The sequence below is a fragment of the Qipengyuania sp. B-5 genome (assembly GCF_056857815.1).
Genome location: NZ_JBSXNU010000050.1, coordinates 74,971 through 92,219 on the forward strand (window position 1 = coordinate 74,971; position 17,249 = coordinate 92,219).

At 62.1% G+C, this 17,249-nt stretch carries 20 protein-coding genes and 1 tRNA gene; 10 read left to right on the forward strand and 11 right to left on the reverse strand.

Going from position 1 to position 17,249, the window contains the following annotated elements; all coding sequences use genetic code 11:
- Window positions 1-26: 26 nt before the first annotated feature.
- The 3 genes from AC13CE_RS10325 to obgE are packed head-to-tail and all read right to left on the reverse strand — an operon-like array spanning window position 27 to window position 3,110.
- Window positions 27-932, reverse strand: a complete 906-nt coding sequence (locus AC13CE_RS10325; RefSeq protein ID WP_482972308.1) for an NAD-dependent epimerase/dehydratase family protein — start codon at window positions 930-932, stop codon at window positions 27-29.
- Window positions 929-2,050, reverse strand: coding sequence for a glutamate 5-kinase (gene proB / locus AC13CE_RS10330; RefSeq protein WP_482972309.1), 1,122 nt, complete (start codon window positions 2,048-2,050; stop codon window positions 929-931). The genes AC13CE_RS10325 and proB overlap by 4 nt, the downstream gene beginning before the upstream one ends.
- 4 nt (window positions 2,051-2,054) lie before the next feature.
- Window positions 2,055-3,110, reverse strand: a complete 1,056-nt coding sequence (gene obgE, locus AC13CE_RS10335) for a GTPase ObgE (protein ID WP_482972310.1) — start codon at window positions 3,108-3,110, stop codon at window positions 2,055-2,057.
- A 158-nt stretch (window positions 3,111-3,268) separates the two neighbouring features.
- On the opposite strand from obgE, the gene AC13CE_RS10340 reads away from it, so the two are divergent.
- Window positions 3,269-4,240 (forward strand): MarR family transcriptional regulator, encoded by a 972-nt coding sequence (locus AC13CE_RS10340; RefSeq protein ID WP_482972311.1) that lies wholly within the window; start codon window positions 3,269-3,271, stop codon window positions 4,238-4,240.
- On the opposite strand, the gene AC13CE_RS10345 is transcribed toward AC13CE_RS10340, so the two are convergent.
- From AC13CE_RS10345 to argH, 4 genes are all read right to left on the reverse strand, one after another.
- Entirely contained in the window at window positions 4,237-5,007 is a 771-nt protein-coding gene (locus tag AC13CE_RS10345; RefSeq protein ID WP_482972312.1) for a precorrin-2 dehydrogenase/sirohydrochlorin ferrochelatase family protein, read from the reverse strand. The genes AC13CE_RS10340 and AC13CE_RS10345 overlap by 4 nt on opposite strands.
- Window positions 5,007-6,269 (reverse strand): diaminopimelate decarboxylase, encoded by a 1,263-nt coding sequence (lysA, locus tag AC13CE_RS10350; RefSeq protein WP_482972313.1) that lies wholly within the window; start codon window positions 6,267-6,269, stop codon window positions 5,007-5,009. Before lysA ends, AC13CE_RS10345 begins: the two co-directional genes overlap by 1 nt.
- Before the next feature lie 62 nt (window positions 6,270-6,331).
- Window positions 6,332-6,568: a hypothetical protein gene (locus AC13CE_RS10355; protein WP_482972314.1), complete on the reverse strand. Its 237-nt coding sequence runs from the start codon at window positions 6,566-6,568 to the stop codon at window positions 6,332-6,334.
- A gap of 5 nt (window positions 6,569-6,573) precedes the next feature.
- Window positions 6,574-7,947, reverse strand: a complete 1,374-nt coding sequence (argH, locus tag AC13CE_RS10360; protein ID WP_482972327.1) for an argininosuccinate lyase — start codon at window positions 7,945-7,947, stop codon at window positions 6,574-6,576.
- 16 nt (window positions 7,948-7,963) lie between these two features.
- On the opposite strand from argH, the gene AC13CE_RS10365 reads away from it, so the two are divergent.
- The 4 genes from AC13CE_RS10365 (at window position 7,964) to AC13CE_RS10380 (ending at window position 9,375) form a co-directional block, all read left to right on the forward strand.
- The gene (locus AC13CE_RS10365) at window positions 7,964-8,524 is read left to right on the forward strand and encodes a TlpA family protein disulfide reductase (protein WP_482972315.1); all 561 of its coding nucleotides are present in this window, start codon (window positions 7,964-7,966) and stop codon (window positions 8,522-8,524) included.
- Window positions 8,525-8,563: 39 nt separating this feature from the next.
- Window positions 8,564-8,737 carry a thermonuclease family protein gene (locus tag AC13CE_RS10370; protein ID WP_482972316.1) on the forward strand — a complete coding sequence of 58 codons (174 nt, stop codon included), beginning with the start codon at window positions 8,564-8,566 and terminating at the stop codon, window positions 8,735-8,737.
- Window positions 8,738-8,798: 61 nt separating this feature from the next.
- The gene (locus AC13CE_RS10375; RefSeq protein ID WP_482972317.1) at window positions 8,799-9,083 is read left to right on the forward strand and encodes a type II toxin-antitoxin system RelE/ParE family toxin; all 285 of its coding nucleotides are present in this window, start codon (window positions 8,799-8,801) and stop codon (window positions 9,081-9,083) included.
- Window positions 9,073-9,375, forward strand: coding sequence for a HigA family addiction module antitoxin (locus AC13CE_RS10380; protein ID WP_482972318.1), 303 nt, complete (start codon window positions 9,073-9,075; stop codon window positions 9,373-9,375). The genes AC13CE_RS10375 and AC13CE_RS10380 overlap by 11 nt, the downstream gene beginning before the upstream one ends.
- 201 nt (window positions 9,376-9,576) lie before the next feature.
- Here AC13CE_RS10380 and AC13CE_RS10385 read toward each other — a convergent pair.
- A tRNA-Val gene (locus tag AC13CE_RS10385) sits at window positions 9,577-9,652 on the reverse strand.
- Window positions 9,653-9,722: 70 nt separating this feature from the next.
- On the opposite strand from AC13CE_RS10385, the gene AC13CE_RS10390 reads away from it, so the two are divergent.
- The gene (locus AC13CE_RS10390) at window positions 9,723-10,700 is read left to right on the forward strand and encodes an asparaginase (protein WP_482972319.1); all 978 of its coding nucleotides are present in this window, start codon (window positions 9,723-9,725) and stop codon (window positions 10,698-10,700) included.
- 1 nt (window position 10,701) lies between these two features.
- Here AC13CE_RS10390 and AC13CE_RS10395 read toward each other — a convergent pair whose 3' ends face one another.
- From AC13CE_RS10395 to fmt, 3 genes are all read right to left on the reverse strand, one after another.
- A complete protein-coding gene (locus AC13CE_RS10395) occupies window positions 10,702-11,811 on the reverse strand; it encodes a zinc-binding dehydrogenase (RefSeq protein ID WP_482972320.1) in 1,110 nt (369 codons plus the stop codon).
- Window positions 11,812-11,894: 83 nt separating this feature from the next.
- Complete coding sequence (gene truA, locus AC13CE_RS10400) at window positions 11,895-12,644, reverse strand: tRNA pseudouridine(38-40) synthase TruA (RefSeq protein ID WP_482972321.1); 750 nt, start codon at window positions 12,642-12,644, stop codon at window positions 11,895-11,897.
- On the reverse strand, window positions 12,641-13,549 hold the full coding sequence (gene fmt / locus AC13CE_RS10405) for a methionyl-tRNA formyltransferase (RefSeq protein WP_482972322.1): 909 nt from the start codon (window positions 13,547-13,549) through the stop codon (window positions 12,641-12,643). The genes truA and fmt overlap by 4 nt, the downstream gene beginning before the upstream one ends.
- Before the next feature lie 140 nt (window positions 13,550-13,689).
- Here fmt and recR point away from each other — a divergent pair, with 140 nt between their 5' ends.
- The 4 genes from recR (at window position 13,690) to AC13CE_RS10425 (ending at window position 16,946) form a co-directional block, all read left to right on the forward strand.
- Window positions 13,690-14,286 (forward strand): recombination mediator RecR, encoded by a 597-nt coding sequence (gene recR / locus AC13CE_RS10410; RefSeq protein ID WP_482972323.1) that lies wholly within the window; start codon window positions 13,690-13,692, stop codon window positions 14,284-14,286.
- A 63-nt stretch (window positions 14,287-14,349) separates the two neighbouring features.
- Complete coding sequence (locus tag AC13CE_RS10415) at window positions 14,350-14,916, forward strand: peptide deformylase (RefSeq protein ID WP_482972324.1); 567 nt, start codon at window positions 14,350-14,352, stop codon at window positions 14,914-14,916.
- Window positions 14,917-15,063: 147 nt separating this feature from the next.
- Entirely contained in the window at window positions 15,064-16,473 is a 1,410-nt protein-coding gene (locus tag AC13CE_RS10420) for a DNA recombination protein RmuC (protein ID WP_482972325.1), read from the forward strand.
- Between the two features lie 113 nt (window positions 16,474-16,586).
- The gene (locus AC13CE_RS10425; RefSeq protein ID WP_482972326.1) at window positions 16,587-16,946 is read left to right on the forward strand and encodes a PilZ domain-containing protein; all 360 of its coding nucleotides are present in this window, start codon (window positions 16,587-16,589) and stop codon (window positions 16,944-16,946) included.
- Window positions 16,947-17,249: the final 303 nt, after the last annotated feature.

Sequence of the window (17,249 nt, forward strand, 5' to 3'; positions counted from 1 at the left end):
CACCGGGCAGCTTTGGCGCTCCCCGTTTAGAGCCAGCCCTCGTCTCTGTACCAGCGCGCGGTGGATGCCAGGCCTTCGGGACCGTCGATGCGCGGCGTCCAGATATCAGCTGGAACGGCGCGTTCCGGGCGGCAAACCCAGTCGGGATGGACGATGTATCCGACCCTGTCGGGAGTGAGCTTGGCCCGGCTCCCCCGGATCAGACGATCCGAGCGGGCGGCAAGCGCGAGCAGCACCTTGGGTAGGTGCGGAGCAAGGACCTTCTTCCCCACGGCGTTGCCAATCAGCTTTGCCAGCTCCCCGTGTTCATAGCCGCCGCTGCGTCCGTCGTCCGGTTCCAGTGTGGCACCCGTAGCGACCCCATCAAGGGCGAGCGCAAGCAGGCATTCTGCAAGATCGTCGACATGAATGAGCGACGTGTGACCCCTGGGCGGTACCGGTACGATGCCGTATTTGGCCGTACGGAACAGCTCGAACATATCCTTGTCGCGCGGGCCATAAACCGCGGGGGGGCGCACGATGGTCCAATCGAGTCCGCTGGTTTCGACATAGGCTTCCGCTTTCGCCTTAGATGCGCCGTAGAGCGACAGCTTCGGTTCTCGTGCAGACAGCGAAGAGGTGAAAATGAAGCGCTTCATCGGGCTGGAACGCAGGGTGTTCAGCAGCGCAGTCGTACCTTCCACATTGGCGATCTCGAATTCTCGCGGGTCGGAGGTATTTGTCAGTCCGGCGACATGGACGACGCTGTCTGCGCCTTCGACCAGTCGCGCCAGCGATGCATTATCGGACAGACTTCCTTCGATCCATGTCACTCCTGCGCGCGGCTCTTGCGCGCGGCGGGTCAGCGCCCGCACCTCCACACCCTGACGCGCTGCGGCATCGAGCACGGCCTGACCGACGAAGCCCGTCGCCCCGGTCAGGGCAATAATCATCCGCGCACCATATGATCGCGGTGGACGATCGCCGCACGCGGTGCGTAGCCAAGCCTCTCGGCCTGTTCTTCCTCGCGAAGGCCCAGAATGGCACGGCATTCGGCGGCAGTATATTCGACGAGACCCTGGCCGAGCCGTTCGCCCTTGGCACCGAAGATCGCGACGAGGTCGCCGCGCCGGAAGTCGCCTTCCACATCGGTCAGGCCCGCAGCGAGCAGGCTGGCGCCATTCGCCAGCGCCTTGGTGCAGCCCTCATCTACGCTGAGCACACCGGCAGGGGCCAGCCGCCCCGACAGCCATGCCTTGCGCGCGTTCTCGTCACCCTGCGGAAGGAACAGCGTTCCGCGGTTGGCATTCACCGCCTTGGTTATAGGCGCATCGTGCTTGCCGTTGATGATGGCAAGCGCAATCCCGGCTCGCTCGGCAATTCGCGCTGCCTGCAGCTTGGCCAGCATGCCACCCGAGCCCAGGCCCGACGAGGATTCCCTTGTCGCCATGGCGATGATTTCGGGAGGGACACCCTCGACGGTGGCGACGAGTTCTGCACCCGGCTCCTTCGGATCACGATCATATAGGCCGTCTACGTCGGAAAGGAGCAGCACTGCATCGGCCTGAGCTGCCTGAGCAACGCGCGCCGCCAGGCGATCATTGTCTCCGAATCGAATTTCTTCCGTGGCGACGCTGTCGTTCTCGTTGACCACAGGGATCGCTCCCGCCTCGATCAAGCGGTCCAGCGTTGCCGAAGCGTTGAGATAGCGCCGACGGTCTTCGAGATCGCCAAGTGTCACCAGCATCTGGGCTGCGACGATATCGTGCTTGCCGAACATTTCGGACCACAGACGCGCCAATTCGACTTGCCCTACAGAGGCCGCGGCCTGTGCATCGGCGAGGCTACCTCGCCCGCCTTTCGTCAGGCCAAGCCTGGCAGCGCCAAGAGCGATTGCGCCCGAGGACACCACGATCACTTGCGTCCCGCGCTTCCTCAGGTCGGCAATTTCTCCGGCAAGCGTCGCCAGCCAGCCCGACCGCGCCTCACCTCCTCCGATCAGCAACGCCGAGCCGACCTTGATCACGAGACGCTTTGTCCCGACGAGTCCGGAGAGTGTCTCTATTGTCATGCGGTCAGATGGGCGACCAGTCAGGAGCTTCGTCCTCGTCTTCGACTTCTTCCGCGTGGGTTTCGGTCGAAGTGCGGTCGGGAAGATAGCTTAGAATTGCATCGAGCAACTCCTCGATGCCCGAGCCCGTGGCTCCCGATATGGAGAAGACCTTTTCCGCCCCTGCTTCCAGCAATTCGTCGGCGAAGGCCTTGCCCAGTTCCTCGTCGGCAAGGTCGAGCTTGTTGAGCGCGACCAGTTGCGGCTTGTCGAGAAGTCCCGCGCCGTAAGCTTCCAGTTCGGAATTGACCGTACGATACGCGTCGGCCGGATTGTCGCCCGCGATATCGATCAGGTGGATCAGGACACGGCAGCGTTCGATATGGCCAAGGAAACGGTCACCGATACCTGCGCCTTCTGCCGCGCCTTCGATCAGGCCTGGAATATCGGCGAGCACGAATTCGCGGCCCTTGTGGCGCACTACGCCCAGCTTGGGCACCAAGGTAGTGAATGCATAATCACCCACCTTGGCCTTGGTATTCGTCACCTGGTTGATGAAGGTACTCTTGCCTGCATTGGGCAGTCCCAGCAGCCCCACATCCGCCAGCAGCTTGAGCCGCAGCCAGACCCACATTTCCTCGCCCGGAACGCCTGGCTGGTGCTGGCGAGGGGCACGGTTTGTGCTGCTCTTGTAGCTGGCGTTGCCGCGGCCGCCCATGCCGCCTTCGAGGAAGACAACTTCCTGCCCGACTTCGGTAAAATCGGCGAGGATTTCTTCCTTGTCCTCGGATAGGACCTGCGTGCCGACCGGCACTTCGATAACGAGATCGGGCGCGCCTGCGCCGGTACGGTCACGGCCCATGCCGTGCTTTCCACGCTGCGCCTTGAAATGCTGCGAATAGCGGAAATCGATCAGCGTATTGAGGCCCTGAACGGCGCGAAATACAATGTCACCGCCCTTGCCGCCATTGCCGCCGTCCGGGCCACCGTATTCAATATACTTCTCACGCCGGAAGCTGACGGCGCCGGGGCCGCCTCCGCCGGACTTGAGGTAGATTTTTGCCTGGTCGAGGAAGTGCATGGAGTGCGCCCTAATCGCTTTTTCGGCGGAAGGCGAGCGATCCGGGATCGACTGTGAGAGACACCCCAGTGGAGCATCTGTCAGCAACCTCGTATTCTTGACATGAGCCCTATTTGTTCTCACAAAGTTCCAGACCTTATCACAAGGAACTCGATTCGATGCAGGCCGATTTCAGCTATGAGCCCGTTTTTGACAGCGCCGGTTTCCAGCTCGCGATAACGATTCTGGCCGATCGGGACACGGTAAGGGGGCAGTTGCGCGAAGATGCCGAAGCTGCCGGATTCCGGATTCTGGAATGCTGCAGCCTCGATGAGTTCGCGTCTGGTGCGTCAGGTGCACTTGGCGATCTGGTGCTGGTGGATTGCGCAGAGGCGGATGCTGCCGCCGTCGCGCTGCTTTCGCGGCTCGATATGCGTGCGGGCAAATCGGGTGCGCACATCGTCGTATCGACCACGATGACATCGCTTGATGCCGTATTCGGCTGTTTCGCCATGTCGGGCGCACAGATACTTGTCGATCCCTGCCGTGCGGAAAGGGTAATCGCGATTGGTCGCGTACTTGCCCATGTACCCAATTTGCGGCTGCGCGAACTGGCCGAGGAAGACCGGCTGATGCTCCTCCGCCTGACCGAACAGGTGAGCAAGATTGCCGAACGGCTCGAAAGTCTGTCACCGGGCCAGCGAGAGGGGGGTGGGCCATTCCGGTTCGAATCGCCAACCCAGGCTTTCGCGCAGCAGGGAGAAGAATATTCCGCGTCGCGTGAAAAGCCTCCCCGCCTCCCGCCTGGGGATCGTATTCGCAGGATAATCCAGTCGCGACAGGCACGGGCAAAGTTTTTCGATGCCGAACTGTTTGCCGACCCGGCCTGGGACATTCTGCTCGACCTTGCGGCTGCGAAGTCGGAACGGCGCAGAGTCAGCGTCACTTCGCTCTGCATCGCGGCGGGGGTGCCGGCGACCACGGGTTTGCGCTGGATCAGCCAGATGGTCGATGCCGGCTTGCTGGTGCGTATTCCCGATCCGCATGATCGTCGTCGTGCTCACATCGCTCTGGATGATACCACAGCCGATGCCATGGCGCGTTACTTCGAAGCAGTCGGAATTACGGCGGACGAGTTGCTGGCGGTCTAGATCGACCGGCGAAGGACCACGGTCAGGCCGCTTGTCGGCTCTTCGTCGGGCAAGGGGTACCGCCGGGCATCGGCACGGGCTCGCACGAGAATGGCTTCCGGAATTGCCGGGTCGTGAAGTACTGTGTCCGCTCTGCCCAGTAGTCGAGCCTGCCTCAGGGTCAGGTCGTCCGGGTCGTCGCTCGTCAGGACGAACTCGAAAACCGACGTTTCGCCTTCCATCGTACCGGTTTCTATCCACGTATCGATACGCGACGCGGACTCTGCCTGGAGCACATCGAGCGGGCCTCCTTCTTCGAGGGCCCGGTCCAGCGCGCTGCGCCGCATGTCGGCATCGGGCCATCGCGCACGCAGTTTTTCGCGTATAGAGGAAAGCCCGCTTGCAAGATTTCCGATGGACTGAGGGATAAGCCTCTCGAGCCGCAGCCGGAGATGCTTTGCCAATCCGGCCGAAGCTCCGCCCGTGCTGATAGCGACGAGCACCGGTTCGCGGTCCAGTATGCTGGGCAGCGTGAAGTCGCACAATTCCGGACGGTCGGCGACATTGACCAGCAGCCCCGCGCGTTTCAGGCGCAGGGCCGCAGCCTCTGCCGCCCGCTTGTCCTCCAATGCCACGAAGGCAAGCTTCGCGTGGTGTGCCTCGGTTTCTGCGCAAACGATCCCGCCTGCACGTTCCACCAGGCGAGCTTTTGCTGCAGCCATCCCGCCCGAGCCGACGACGACAACCCGCTCGCCCGCAATCCGGTGGTACAGCGGCAGCGAATGCATCAGCTTTCCAGCCAGTCGGGCACGCGTTCGGCGTCCATGATCGCATCTGCCGGGATGCGGTCGGCAACGATGGCATGACGGTCGCCGTCCACCAGGACCTCGGCCACGAACCCTCGGGAATTGTAGCTGGACGCCATGGTCGCGCCATACGCGCCCGCGGTGCGGAAAATGGCAAGATCGCCCGGTATCAGCGCATCGCATTCGCGGTCCATCGCGAATGTGTCGCCGGTCTCGCAGATTGGGCCGACGATATGCGCTATCGTTTTCTCGCCGGTCGGCTGCACTGCTTCGAAATCGTGCCACGCGCCATACATGGCTGGGCGTGCCAGATCGTTCATCGCGGCATCGACTACGACGAACGGCCGCTCGATCCCGCGTTTCACGCGCACGACTCGCGTCAGCAACACGCCGGCATTTCCGGCGATTACACGGCCGGGCTCGAACATCAGGCGCACGTCCCAGTCCTTGGTGACCCGTGCCACCATGGCGCCATATTCGGCAGGGGCGGGAAGCTCTTCGCCCGCCTTGTATGGCACACCGAGCCCTCCGCCGAGATCGGCATGGGTCACGCTGCATCCCGCATTGCGCAATTCGGCAATCAGCGCGCCGACCTTGCCGAAGGCCGTTTCCAGCGGTTCGAGATCGGCCAGCTGGCTGCCGATATGAACCGCGATGCCGCGCATATCGAGCCCGTCTTCCTTTGCCAGAGCGGTGTAGATTTCCGTGGCCCGATCAAGCGGAACGCCGAACTTGTTTTCGCGCTTGCCGGTCGAAATCTTTTCATGCGTGCGCGCATCGACATCGGGATTTACCCGCAGGGCGCAGGCCGCCTGCTTGCCGAAGCGACGGGCGATGGCGGCGAGTTCGTAGCCCTCTTCCTCGCTCTCTATGTTGAACTGGCCGATCTCCTGTTCGAGACCTTGCTGGAGTTCCGCATGGGTCTTTCCGACACCGGAAAAAACGATGTCCTCCGGCTTCATGCCCGCAGCCAGCGCACGGGTCAGCTCGCCGCCGGAAACCACGTCGGCACCGTAACCCTCGTTTGCCAGCACGCGCAGTACGGCAAGGTTCGGATTGGCTTTCACCGCAAAGGCGATGTGCGGATCCTTCAGGCCCGAAAGGGCATCGCGGAATACGCGGGCATGGCGTACCAGCGTGGCGCGGGAATAGACATAGACAGGGGTGCCGACCTCGTCGGCGATAGCGGGAAGCGGCACATCCTCGGCGTGCAGGATGCCGTCACGAAGCTGGAAATGGTCCATGCCTGCGCCTCTGCCCAATCGCGGGCGCGAAGTCTAACAAGCTGTGCTTTGCGACCGGAAATTCACTCGGGCGGGAGGTCGAAAGGATCGTCTTCCCGCTCTTCGGAACGGGTGCGCAGTTCTACCGACCGGTCCGGCGCAGCCTGCGGGTCCAGTGCCAGCAATTCCGCCGCATCGGGCTGCACCTCTGCACCATAGGGTTTGGGCGGGAGTGTCTCGCCCGCGACCGGCGTCAGTTCGGCTTTCTGGCCGCAGGCGACGAGTGCGATGGCAAGACCAAGGGCAGCGATTTTGCGCATGTCGATCAGAACTCCTTCAACCGCTTGTGGGCGGCTTCGACCTGCTCCCTAACACGGACCGGTGCGGTCCCACCATAGGAAGACCGGGCCGCTACGGAAGCATCGACGGAGAGCGCATCGAAGACGCGTTCGTCGATGCGATCATCGATCCTCTTAAGATCTTCGAGAGATAGCCCGTCGAGCGCAACGCCCTTTTCATCCGCCAGTTTCACGGCAGCGCCGGTAATGTGATGCGCCTCGCGGAACGGGATGTCGGCCTGCCGGACGAGCCAGTCGGCCAAATCGGTTGCAGTCGCGTGGCCAGCCTCTGCGGCCTTGCGCATCCTTGCCGTGTCGAACCCGCTATCGGCCACCATGCCTGCCATCGCGGCGAGGCTGAGATCGAGCAGGCTTGCAGCCTCGAAGACCGGCGGCTTGTCGTCCTGCATATCCTTCGAATAGGCGAGCGGAAGCCCCTTCATCGTGACCATCAGGCTGGTAGCGCAGCCGATTATCCGCCCGGCATGGCCACGCACCAGTTCGGCTGCATCGGGGTTGCGCTTTTGCGGCATGATACTGCTGCCGGTGGAGAGGGTATCGGGCAATTTGACGAAGCCGAAGGGCTGGCTCGCCCAGATAATGAATTCCTCCGCGAGACGGCTGAGGTGGAGCGAGCACTGGCTTGCCGCCATCAGGTAATCGAGCGCGAAGTCCCGATCCGAAACCGCGTCGAGACTGTTTCGAGTGGGTCGAGCGAAACCCAGCGCCTGTGCGGTCATTTCCCGGTCGAGATCGAAGCCGGTTCCTGCCAGTGCAGCCGAACCCAGCGGGCATTCGTCCATCCGATCCAGCGCGTCGGCGAAGCGCGAACGGTCGCGCACCAGCATCTCGAAATAGGCAAGCAGGTGATGCCCGAGCGTCACGGGTTGCGCCGTTTGGAGGTGTGTGAAACCGGGCATGATGCTGGCGGCGTGTTCGTCGGCCCGTTCGATCAGAGCAGAAAGGACAGCGTCGATACCGGCGATGGCGCGCTGCATTGCGCTGCGCACCCACATGCGGAAATCGGTTGCTACCTGGTCGTTGCGGCTGCGCGCGGTATGGAGGCGTCCGGCAATCGGGCCGATAATCTCGGTAAGGCGGGATTCAACGGTCATGTGGATGTCTTCGAGATCCCAATCCACGGGGACCCCGTCGCGCTCGTATTCCGCAGCCACTTGCTGGAGGCCTTCATCGATTGCCTTCGCATCCGGCTCGCTCACGATACCCTGCTTCGCCAGCATCGCGACATGCGCCCGGCTCCCGGCGATATCCTCGCGCCACAGCGCCTTGTCGAATGGGATCGAGGCGTTGATTTCACGCATGATCGCGCTAGGTCCTTCGGCGAACCTTCCGCCCCACATACTGTTGGAGCCCGAATTGTCCCGCTTGTCGCTCACGTTTGCCTGTGTCCTCGGTCTTTTCGTTGCGGCCTGCGATAGGAGCGCGCCGGAAGAGGCGCAAGAAAACGGTGCTTCGGCACCGACAAGCGGCGAAATCGATCGCAGCATGGCGGGCGAGCTCATGCCCGCCTCGAATTTACGCGATCTGGACGGGCGGATACTCAACCTGGGGGCAGTGCAGGGAACTCCGGTCTTGCTCAACCTGTGGGCGACCTGGTGCGCCCCCTGCGTGAAGGAAATGCCGCTGCTCGACGATCTGGCGGGCGACTACGAAGGCAGAATGCGCGTTATCACCGCCAGTCAGGACATGGGCGGTGAGGACAAGGTCGCGGAATTCTTCGCACAGAACCAGTTCGAGTATCTCGGTTCATGGATGGACCCGGACGCAGAGCTGAGCTTCGCACTGGGCGATACCGCGCTTCCCACGACCGTGCTTTACAACGCGCTGGGGCAGGAAGTCTGGCGGGTGCGGGGCGATTACGACTGGTCGAGCGAGGAAGTCCGCACCGCGATCGACGAAGCCTTGCGCTTCGAGTGAATGCGGTCGGATTGCTTCGACCACGTTTGCCCAAAGGGCATGGTGAAGCCCGAAGATATACCCGAGCGGCAATCGCCCTACCGCATCCAGAGGCATGGCAAGGACCGCTACGTCCGCACGCTGGCAGTCGTGACCGTCAGCGGTCGATCAATTGGCGACATGCTTGTTGGCGAGGGATTGACGCGCACATGGTCGAGAAGAAGGGAGCCGTAGTGTAACGCGTAGCATTACGATTTCTCTTGACCAAATGTGTAACGTATGACATTACACTTATGTGGAAATCGAGAGCATCCGGCACAAAGGTTTGAAGCGGTTGGCCACGAAGGGTGACCGCCGTGTGATGGAAGCGGACCGGCTGATGGACATGCTTTCGTTCATCGTCGCGGCTGCATCTATAGACGACCTGCAAACCCCGCCGAATTTCGGTTTTCACGCGCTGACTGGGGATCGCTCTGGCACCTATGCCATGACGGTCACACGCAACTGGCGCATGACTTTCACACTGGCAGGGGGAGGCGCAATCGCCGACCTCGATTTGGAGGACTATCATGGCCGTTAAGCTTCATCGGTCTATCTATCAGCATCCCGGCCCTTGGCTGCGGCGCAACGTGCTCGAGCATTACCGGTTGAACGTGGCCCAGGCCGCGACGCATCTTGGCGTGACGCGCCCGCCTCTAAGCAATCTCGTAAACGGCAAGGCTGCGCTCTCCCCTGAAATGGCAATCAGGTTCGAAAAGGCGTTCGGGGTATCGGCAGCGACGCTGGTGCGGATGCAGGCGGGTTACGATCTGGCCCAGGCCGAAGAAAAAGCCGACGCGATCAAGGTCGAGCGCTTGCCCGAACCGGCATGAAAGAGGACGAGATGCTAGAAATTCCCCGGCTTAGTTCCCCGCGTGCAGGCGGAGGGTCAGGCAGACCATGCCGACAGGGGGACCACTGCAAAGCACTACTTGCACTATGACCCCCGAAACTCGCCGCAATTGAGGGCCGCGCCGACCACTTTCTGGAACGAATCGTGGGCCGCTGCGGGCCAGTGGTATGCGGGTTTTGAATGGTGGGCGCTGACGGGCTCGAACCGCCGACCCTCTCGGTGTAAACGAGATGCTCTACCAACTGAGCTAAGCGCCCCAACCGGTGTCGGGAGAGCGCCACATAGCGTGCGTGACGGGAAAATCAATTGCCGCTATCGCGCTTCGTCATGACGACCAGGCTTACAGTCCTCGCCACAGGCGGCACCATCGCGGGAATCGCCGGATCTGCCATCGCCAAGGATTACCGTGCGGGTGAAATCGGCATCGAGGATTACCTCGAAAAGGTCGGCGGGCTCGGGCTCGAAGCCGAGTTGTCCGGCAGGCAAATCGCCAATATCGATTCGGCGGACATGGGGCCGGAGGTCTGGAATGCGCTCCACCCCGCGATAATGGAAGCGCTGGCCGAAGAATCATGCGCCGGTGTAATTGTGACCCACGGCACCGATACGCTGGAAGAAACCGCTTTTCTTCTCGACCTGACGCTGCCCGCCGACAAACCCGTAGTCGTTGTGGGTGCGATGCGGCCCGCCGACGCCGTCGGCTACGATGGCTTGCGGAATTTTGTCAATGCCGTGCGCGTCGCAAGCGATCCGGGCGCATCCGGACGCGGAGTGCTGGTGGTCATGGGCGACCGCGTGTTCGCGGCGCGCGATGTTCGCAAGGTCAGGACACGCGGGACAGAGGCATTCCGCGGCTTCCCGCGCGAATCCATAGCTCTCGTAACACCGTCGAGTCTCGAATGGTTCGGTGCGCCATGGCGACAAGGTAGCGACGCTTCATTCGAATGGTCGGACAGTTTGCCGGAGGTCGCCATCATATATGCCTACGCCGGTCTTGGCGCTGCCAGCGTCGAACGGCAGGTGGGGCAGGCGACGCGCGGTATCGTCGTGGCAGGCGTGGGTGAGGGCAACATGTCCGAGGAAATTCGCCAGGCGTTGAAGGCTCAGGCCAAGCGGGGTCTCCCCGTGGTGCGTGCCAGCCGCGCCGACGAAGGCTTGGTCGATCTCGAGCCCGAAGACGCGGAGAACGGCTTCGTCGCCGCGCGGGCGCTCAATCCGCAGAAGGCGCGCATCCTGTTGCAACTGCTGTTGGCGAACGGGGTCACCGATCCCGCCGCCATCCAGCGCAAGTTCGACCGCCGCTAGCTCAGCCGTTCGGCGTAACGAGATATTTCTCGCCGGTTTTCATCCGGCGGTAGTCGAGGATCGCGTCCTTGGTCAGCATACCTTCCAGGTCGACCCTGGTCTTGTAGTTGCTGGCAAAGGTGGTGGTCAGATTGTCGAGCACGCGCTTCCTCATCCGCATGACTGTTTCCATACCTGCATTCTGCAGGAACGGCGTCAGCAGCCAGCCCGACAAGGTCCAGCCGAAGCCATAGGCAGGCGTCAATATGGTCGGTCCGAAATCAAGACGGCCATAGATGAACATGCGCTTCTGCTGGTTGGAGCCATAGCGTGAATATTCGCTCATCTGCGAGACGGCGACCTGCTCCATCGCCTTGAAGCAACTATCGACCATCTGTCCGCCGCCGATAGGATCGAAGCCGTAAAATGCACCCGTTTCCGCAATGGCACTGCGAAGCTGGTCCATGAAATCGTCATCCGAGGAATTGACGACATGCTTCGCGCCCTGCGATTTCAGCAGTTCGGCCTGGTCGTCCTTGCGCACTATGTTGACGAGGTCGATCCCATCCTCGAGGCAAATGCGGTTGAGCATCTGTCCTAGGTTCGACGCACCGACGGTGTGGAGGATCGCCTTCTGGCCATCTGCCTTGGCGTTCTCGACGAAGCCGAGCGCGGTCATCGGATTGACGAAGCTGGACGCCCCCGCTTCGGCGCTATGCTCGCCCAGCGGCAGGCACATGGCTGCATCGGCGATAGCATACTGGCTGAAAGCATTTCCAGGGACACAGGCAACGCGTTTGCCCATGAGCGCCTTGGCCATGTCGCTGTCACCCGTGGCTACCACCGTGCCCGCGCCTTCGTTGCCCGCGGGAAGCTTCTGACCGTGGCGCGATTTCTGGCCCGAATTGAACGGTTCGGGCATCTTGGCAACGACCTTGCCCGGCGAATATTCGGCATTCTCGAAATCTGCCGCGCCAGTGAGAATCGCGAGATCGGAAGGGTTGATGGGGGCGGCTTCCATCTTGACCAATATCTGGTTGCCGGTCGGGTCGGGGAAGGTGACCTCCTCTATCGCGAGGGTGAGCGCCCCGTCGCTTGTCAGCGTGGTGAAAAGCTGCTTGCCGGTGGTCATCGGAATTCCCTTTCGTTGCTTTACGAAACCTGTTCTGGGCTTCGCTACGCCTCGAAAACAGGCTTGGCTAGGGTGCCGTTACGTCATGCATCTTCCGGATATGTCGCCTCGACGAAATAGAGTCCGTGGGGCGGCGCGTTGAGGCCGAGCGCCTGCCGATCCTTCGCCTCCAGTGCCTCGGCCAACTGCTCCTCGCGCCAGCGGCCCATGCCGACCAGCGCGAGGCAGCCGACCATCGAACGTACCTGATGATGGAGGAAACTGCGCGCGGCGGCGTGGATGCGCACTTCCTCGCCCTCCCGTTCGACATCGAGCCGGTCCAATGTCTTGACGGGACTCTGCGACTGGCACTGGACAGAGCGGAAGGTGGTGAAGTCGTGGAGGCCCACTAGCGCCCTGGCGGCGCGGTCCATCGCTTCGTGGTCGAGTTCCTGCGGGACCTGCCACAGCCGGTTGCGCTCCAGCGTCAGCGGCGCACGGCGGTTGGCGATGCGGTAGACATAGCTGCGCCCGGTGCAGGAAAACCGTGCGTGCCAGTCGTCGGGCACGATCTCGCAATGTGTTACCGCGATCGGGTCCGGCCGGACCTGTGCATTGAGCGCTTCCATCAGTCGAAAGGGTGCGATGTCCTTCTCGATATCCATGTGGCTGCGCATGGCGAGCGCGTGGACCCCTGTATCGGTACGGCCCGCACAATGGAGGCGGACATCCTCGCCCGTGACGCGAAAGGCTGCCTCCTCGAGCGATTGCTGCACGCTCGGACCATTGTCCTGCCGCTGCAAACCGAAGAAGGGCGTACCGTCGAATTCCAGAGTGAGCGCGAAGCGGGTCACGTGAGGTGAGCGCCTTTTTCGATTGCATTGCCGCGCAGGAATTCCGCCAGGTCCATCGCAGGCTTGCCTGCGCGCTGGAGGCGGGCGGGGCGGATGGCTCCTTCACCGCATGCGATGGCCAGATCGCCATCGAGCACTGTTCCCGCCTCGCCAGAAGCTTCCGCCAATTCGGCGCGCAGTATTTTCACACGGACTCCGCCCAGCTCGAACCATGCGCCGGGGAAAGGAGAGAGACCGTGGATATGGCGAACAACTTCCGCAGCAGGCCGCGACCAGTCGATCCGCGCCTCGGCCTTGTCGATCTTCTTCGCATAGGTCGCTGCTTCGTCGTCCTGTTCCACCGGATGCAGCGCATCGAGATCGATCAGCGTGCCGACCATAAGCTGCGCGCCCAGTTCTGCCAGCTCCTCGGTCAGTTCCCCCGTGGTCTTGTCCTCCACCGGCGTGCGCACCGTGGCAAGCATCGGGCCGGTGTCGAGTCCGGCCTCCATCTGCATGATCGTCACCCCTGTGACCTCGTCGCCCGCCATGATGGAGCGGTGAATCGGCGCTGCGCCGCGCCATGCGGGCAGCAAAGAGGCATGGACGTTGAGGCAGCCACGCTTCGGTGCGTCGAGAATCGACTGGGGGAGGATCAATCCATAGGCTGCCACCACTGCCACATCGGGATCGAGCGCGGCGAATCTCTCCTGCTCCTCGGCCGATTTGAGCGAGGTGGGATGGCGGACCTCGATACCAAGCCGCTCGGCCAGTTGGTGCACGGGAGTTTTCGTCAGTTCCTTGCCTCGCCTTCCGCCCGGGCGGGGCGGCTGGGTGTAGACGCACACCACCTCATGCGCCGCATCGACCAGAGCCTGCAGCGTCGGCACGGCAAATTCCGGCGATCCCATGAAAACAACGCGCAACCAATACCTCCGTTCGCCCTGAGCTTGTCGGAAGCGAAGCTGGCCAAAGGTCAACGGCCGTACTTCACTTCTTGTGCAGCGCTATAAGAAAGTGCAGGGCTTCGACAAGCTCAGCCCGAACGGATTTCTAACAAAGCGCGATGGCCTCACAAGAAATCGAAACGCTCGCTTCGGCGTTGGCCCGCCTTCCCGGCCTCGGCCCGCGCAGTGCGCGGCGTGCCGTGCTGTGGCTGGTCAAGCGCCGCGAAAGCGCTCTGCCTGCACTGCTCGAGGCGCTCGCCACGGTGGGCGAGACTCTTGTCGAATGCGACACCTGCGGCAATGTCGATACCACCAACCCCTGCGGCATCTGCGCCGATCCGCGTCGTGACGGCAAGGGGCTGTGCGTGGTGGAGGATGTGGCGGATCTCTGGGCACTCGACCGGGCGAAGCTCTTCACCGGCAGGTATCATGTGCTTGGCGGCAAGCTCTCCGCGCTGGATGGCATCCGGCCCGAGGATCTCAACATTGCCAGCCTGCTGTCGCGCATGGAAAAAGGCGGGGTGGACGAGGTTGTGCTAGCGATGAATGCCACGCTCGAAGGGCAGACCACAGCGCATTACCTTGCCGAGCGGCTGGAGGGCTTTCCCGTGAGAATTACCCAGCTGGCCCACGGTCTGCCGGTGGGCGGGGAACTGGATTACCTGGATGAGGGGACCCTTGCGCAGGCCTTAAGGGCTCGCAGGCCGCTCGGCTAGTCGATCACTCTGACCGTCCCAATTTGATTGAAAATCGCCGATTTCGCGACTATTTGACCCTTCATGGCTATCCGTGAAATCCTCGAAGTGCCGGATCCCCGGCTCAAGGTCGTGTCCGAACCTGTAACGGAGTTCGACGACGAACTGCGCGAACTCGTCTCCGACATGTTCGAAACCATGTATGATGCGCCCGGTATCGGTCTCGCTGCAATCCAGGTCGGCGTGCCCAAGCGCGTGCTGGTGATCGATTTGCAGCCCGAGGACGATGAAGCCGAGGGCGAAGTCTGCAACCACGGCGGTCACGAACACGTCCATTATCCGACCAAGAAGGAACCGCGGGTCTTCGTGAACCCCGAGATTCTGGATCCGGCGGAAGAACTGGCGACCTATCAGGAAGGCTGCCTCTCGGTTCCCGACATCTTCGCCGATGTGGACCGTCCGGCGACCTGCCGCGTGCGCTATCAGGACCTTGAGGGCGAAACGCACGAGGAAGATCTGGACGGGCTGATGGCCACCTGCCTCCAGCACGAGATGGACCACCTCGAAGGCATTCTCTTCATCGACCATCTTTCGCGGCTGAAGCGCAACATGGCGCTGAAGAAGCTACGGAAGCTTCGCGAAGCGGCGTAGGTAAGCCCGTCATCCCAGCGAAAGCTGGGATCGCTATCGGCCCAATCGCCTCGTCGAGGAAGTTCCCGGCTTTCGCTGGGATGACGTTTGTGGGAAGTTGCGAGCCAGCCTCTGGTGTTCCTTCTCCGTTCCTTCTAGTGTGGCGGGATGGACCCCTCACTTCTCGCCATTATCGCGCTGATCCTTGGCCTCGGCCTGGGCTATTTCCTCGGCCACCGCTTTGGCTCGGCTCCGGCTGCCGATTGGCAGGCGCGCCATGTCGAGCGCGATGCAGAGGCGAAAGACCTTTCCGATAAGCTCGCCCGCATGGTTCCCGAACTGGCGACCATGTCCGAACGCGCGGCGCGCGCCGATACGCTGGCGGAAACGCTGGACAAGGCTCGCGAGGAACTCTCCGCGCTCAAGGCCGAGCGCGCCGGATTCGAGGAACAGAAGCGCCTGCTTGAAGAATCGCGCGCCAACCTGCTCAAGGAATTCGAAAACACGGGCGCCAAGGTGCTCGGCGCGGCGCAGGAAAAATTTCTCGCCAGCGCAACCGAGCGTTTCGGCCATTCGGAAAAAATGTCCGAAGAAAAGCTGAAGGCCCTGCTCGACCCGGTCGGCAAACGTCTCGAAGCCTACGAGAAGCAGGTCGCCGCGCTGGAGGAGAAACGCACCGATGCCTTCGGGCGGCTCTACCAGCAGATCACCGATATGCAGCGCGGGCAGGAAGAGGTCCGGCGCGAGGCGCAGCGGCTGGGCAATTCGCTGACCAATGCCCCCAAGGCGCGCGGGCGCTGGGGCGAACGCGCGCTGCAGAACGTGCTCGAGCAGTGCGGGCTGAGCGAACATACCGATTACATCCTCGAGCATTCCGTTTCGACCGATGAAGGCCGGTTGCGTCCCGATGCTATCGTCAACGTCCCGGGGCAGAAGAAGCTGGTGATCGACGCCAAGGTCTCGCTCAACGCCTATCAGGCGGCTTTCGAGGCAGAGGGCGACGAGGAGCGCGTGCGGCATCTCGATCTGCATGCGAAGTCGATGCGCAACCACGTCCAGACGCTCGGCAGCAAGGGCTATCAGAGCCAGTTCGACGATGCACCCGACTATGTTGTGATGTTCGTGCCGGGCGAGCATTTTGTAGCCGCGGCGCTCGAACACGATCCCGAGCTGTGGGATTTCGCCTTCCGTAACAAGGTGTTGCTCGCAACTCCGACAAATCTCGTCGCAATTGCGCGCACGGTGGCGCAGGTCTGGCGGCAGGATACGATCGCCCGCGAGGCGGTGGAAATCGGCAAGGCCGGGGCGGAGCTTTACGATCGTCTCGCCGTCGCCGCCGAACACATGAAACGTGTCGGAGGCGGGCTGGAAACCGCGGTCAACAATTACAACAAGTTCGTTGGCAGCTTCGAGCGCAATGTCCTGTCAGCCGGGCGGCGCCTGCACGAGAAGGGGATCGAGATCGGCAAGCGGGAAATCGAAGAAGTGCCGAAAGTCGAGTCGACACCGCGCTACAATGCCGAAGACGTCGCTCAGATCGAGAGTCCGGCGGAAGACGGGCGTGAAGCGGCGGAGTGATCGCACCCTTGCTTTAGCCATTCGTAAACGATTCCGCCCTATCCGTTTACCAGCAGAATAAACACAATTCGGGTTTCGCAATCACATTGGGCAAATACTGCCGGAGTGGGCGAATGGATCTACGCAGAGAAAAAAGGTACTCGATCGCCGTGCCCGGGCGCTATCGCAAGGGCACCGGCATGGGCTTCAATGTCGCGATCAAGGATCTCTCCGAATATGGTTGCCAGTTTTCCGATCTGGTCGGACGCGTCCAGAAGGGCAACGCCATCACCATCCGGATCGGCTCGATCGGGCCCCTCGCTGCGCAGGTAAAATGGATAGATAAACGCAACGTCGGCATCGAGTTCGAGCAGCCGCTCTATCCCTCCGTGCTCGATCACATCATTGCTGAAGGCGGCAGGAACGAGGCCCGGGGTCGCAAGCCCGTGCCCGATATGGAGAAACGCACCCACGTTCCGACGCGAACGTCCTGAGCGGTCCTGCCGACGGTAAATAGCAGCTTGGCGTATGTGGTGTACGGAAGTTCATTATTCGAATGTCTGCTAGCGACGCCAAAGCTGCCATGTGAAACAGCCTCCTGCTTCCCGATACCTGCCGTCGACTCAGCCTAAGTGCATCAGCCATTTTGGGGCCGGAGCACGAACCCGCTTCGCGGGAGGGGTGCTGGCGGCGCGGGTGACGCCAGAGCAAGAACGTAGCGAGTAGATCGAACAAGGCCGACCATTCCGGCTCCTTCAACCGAGGAGTCGAGAGATGAACGATCTTGTACCTGTTTC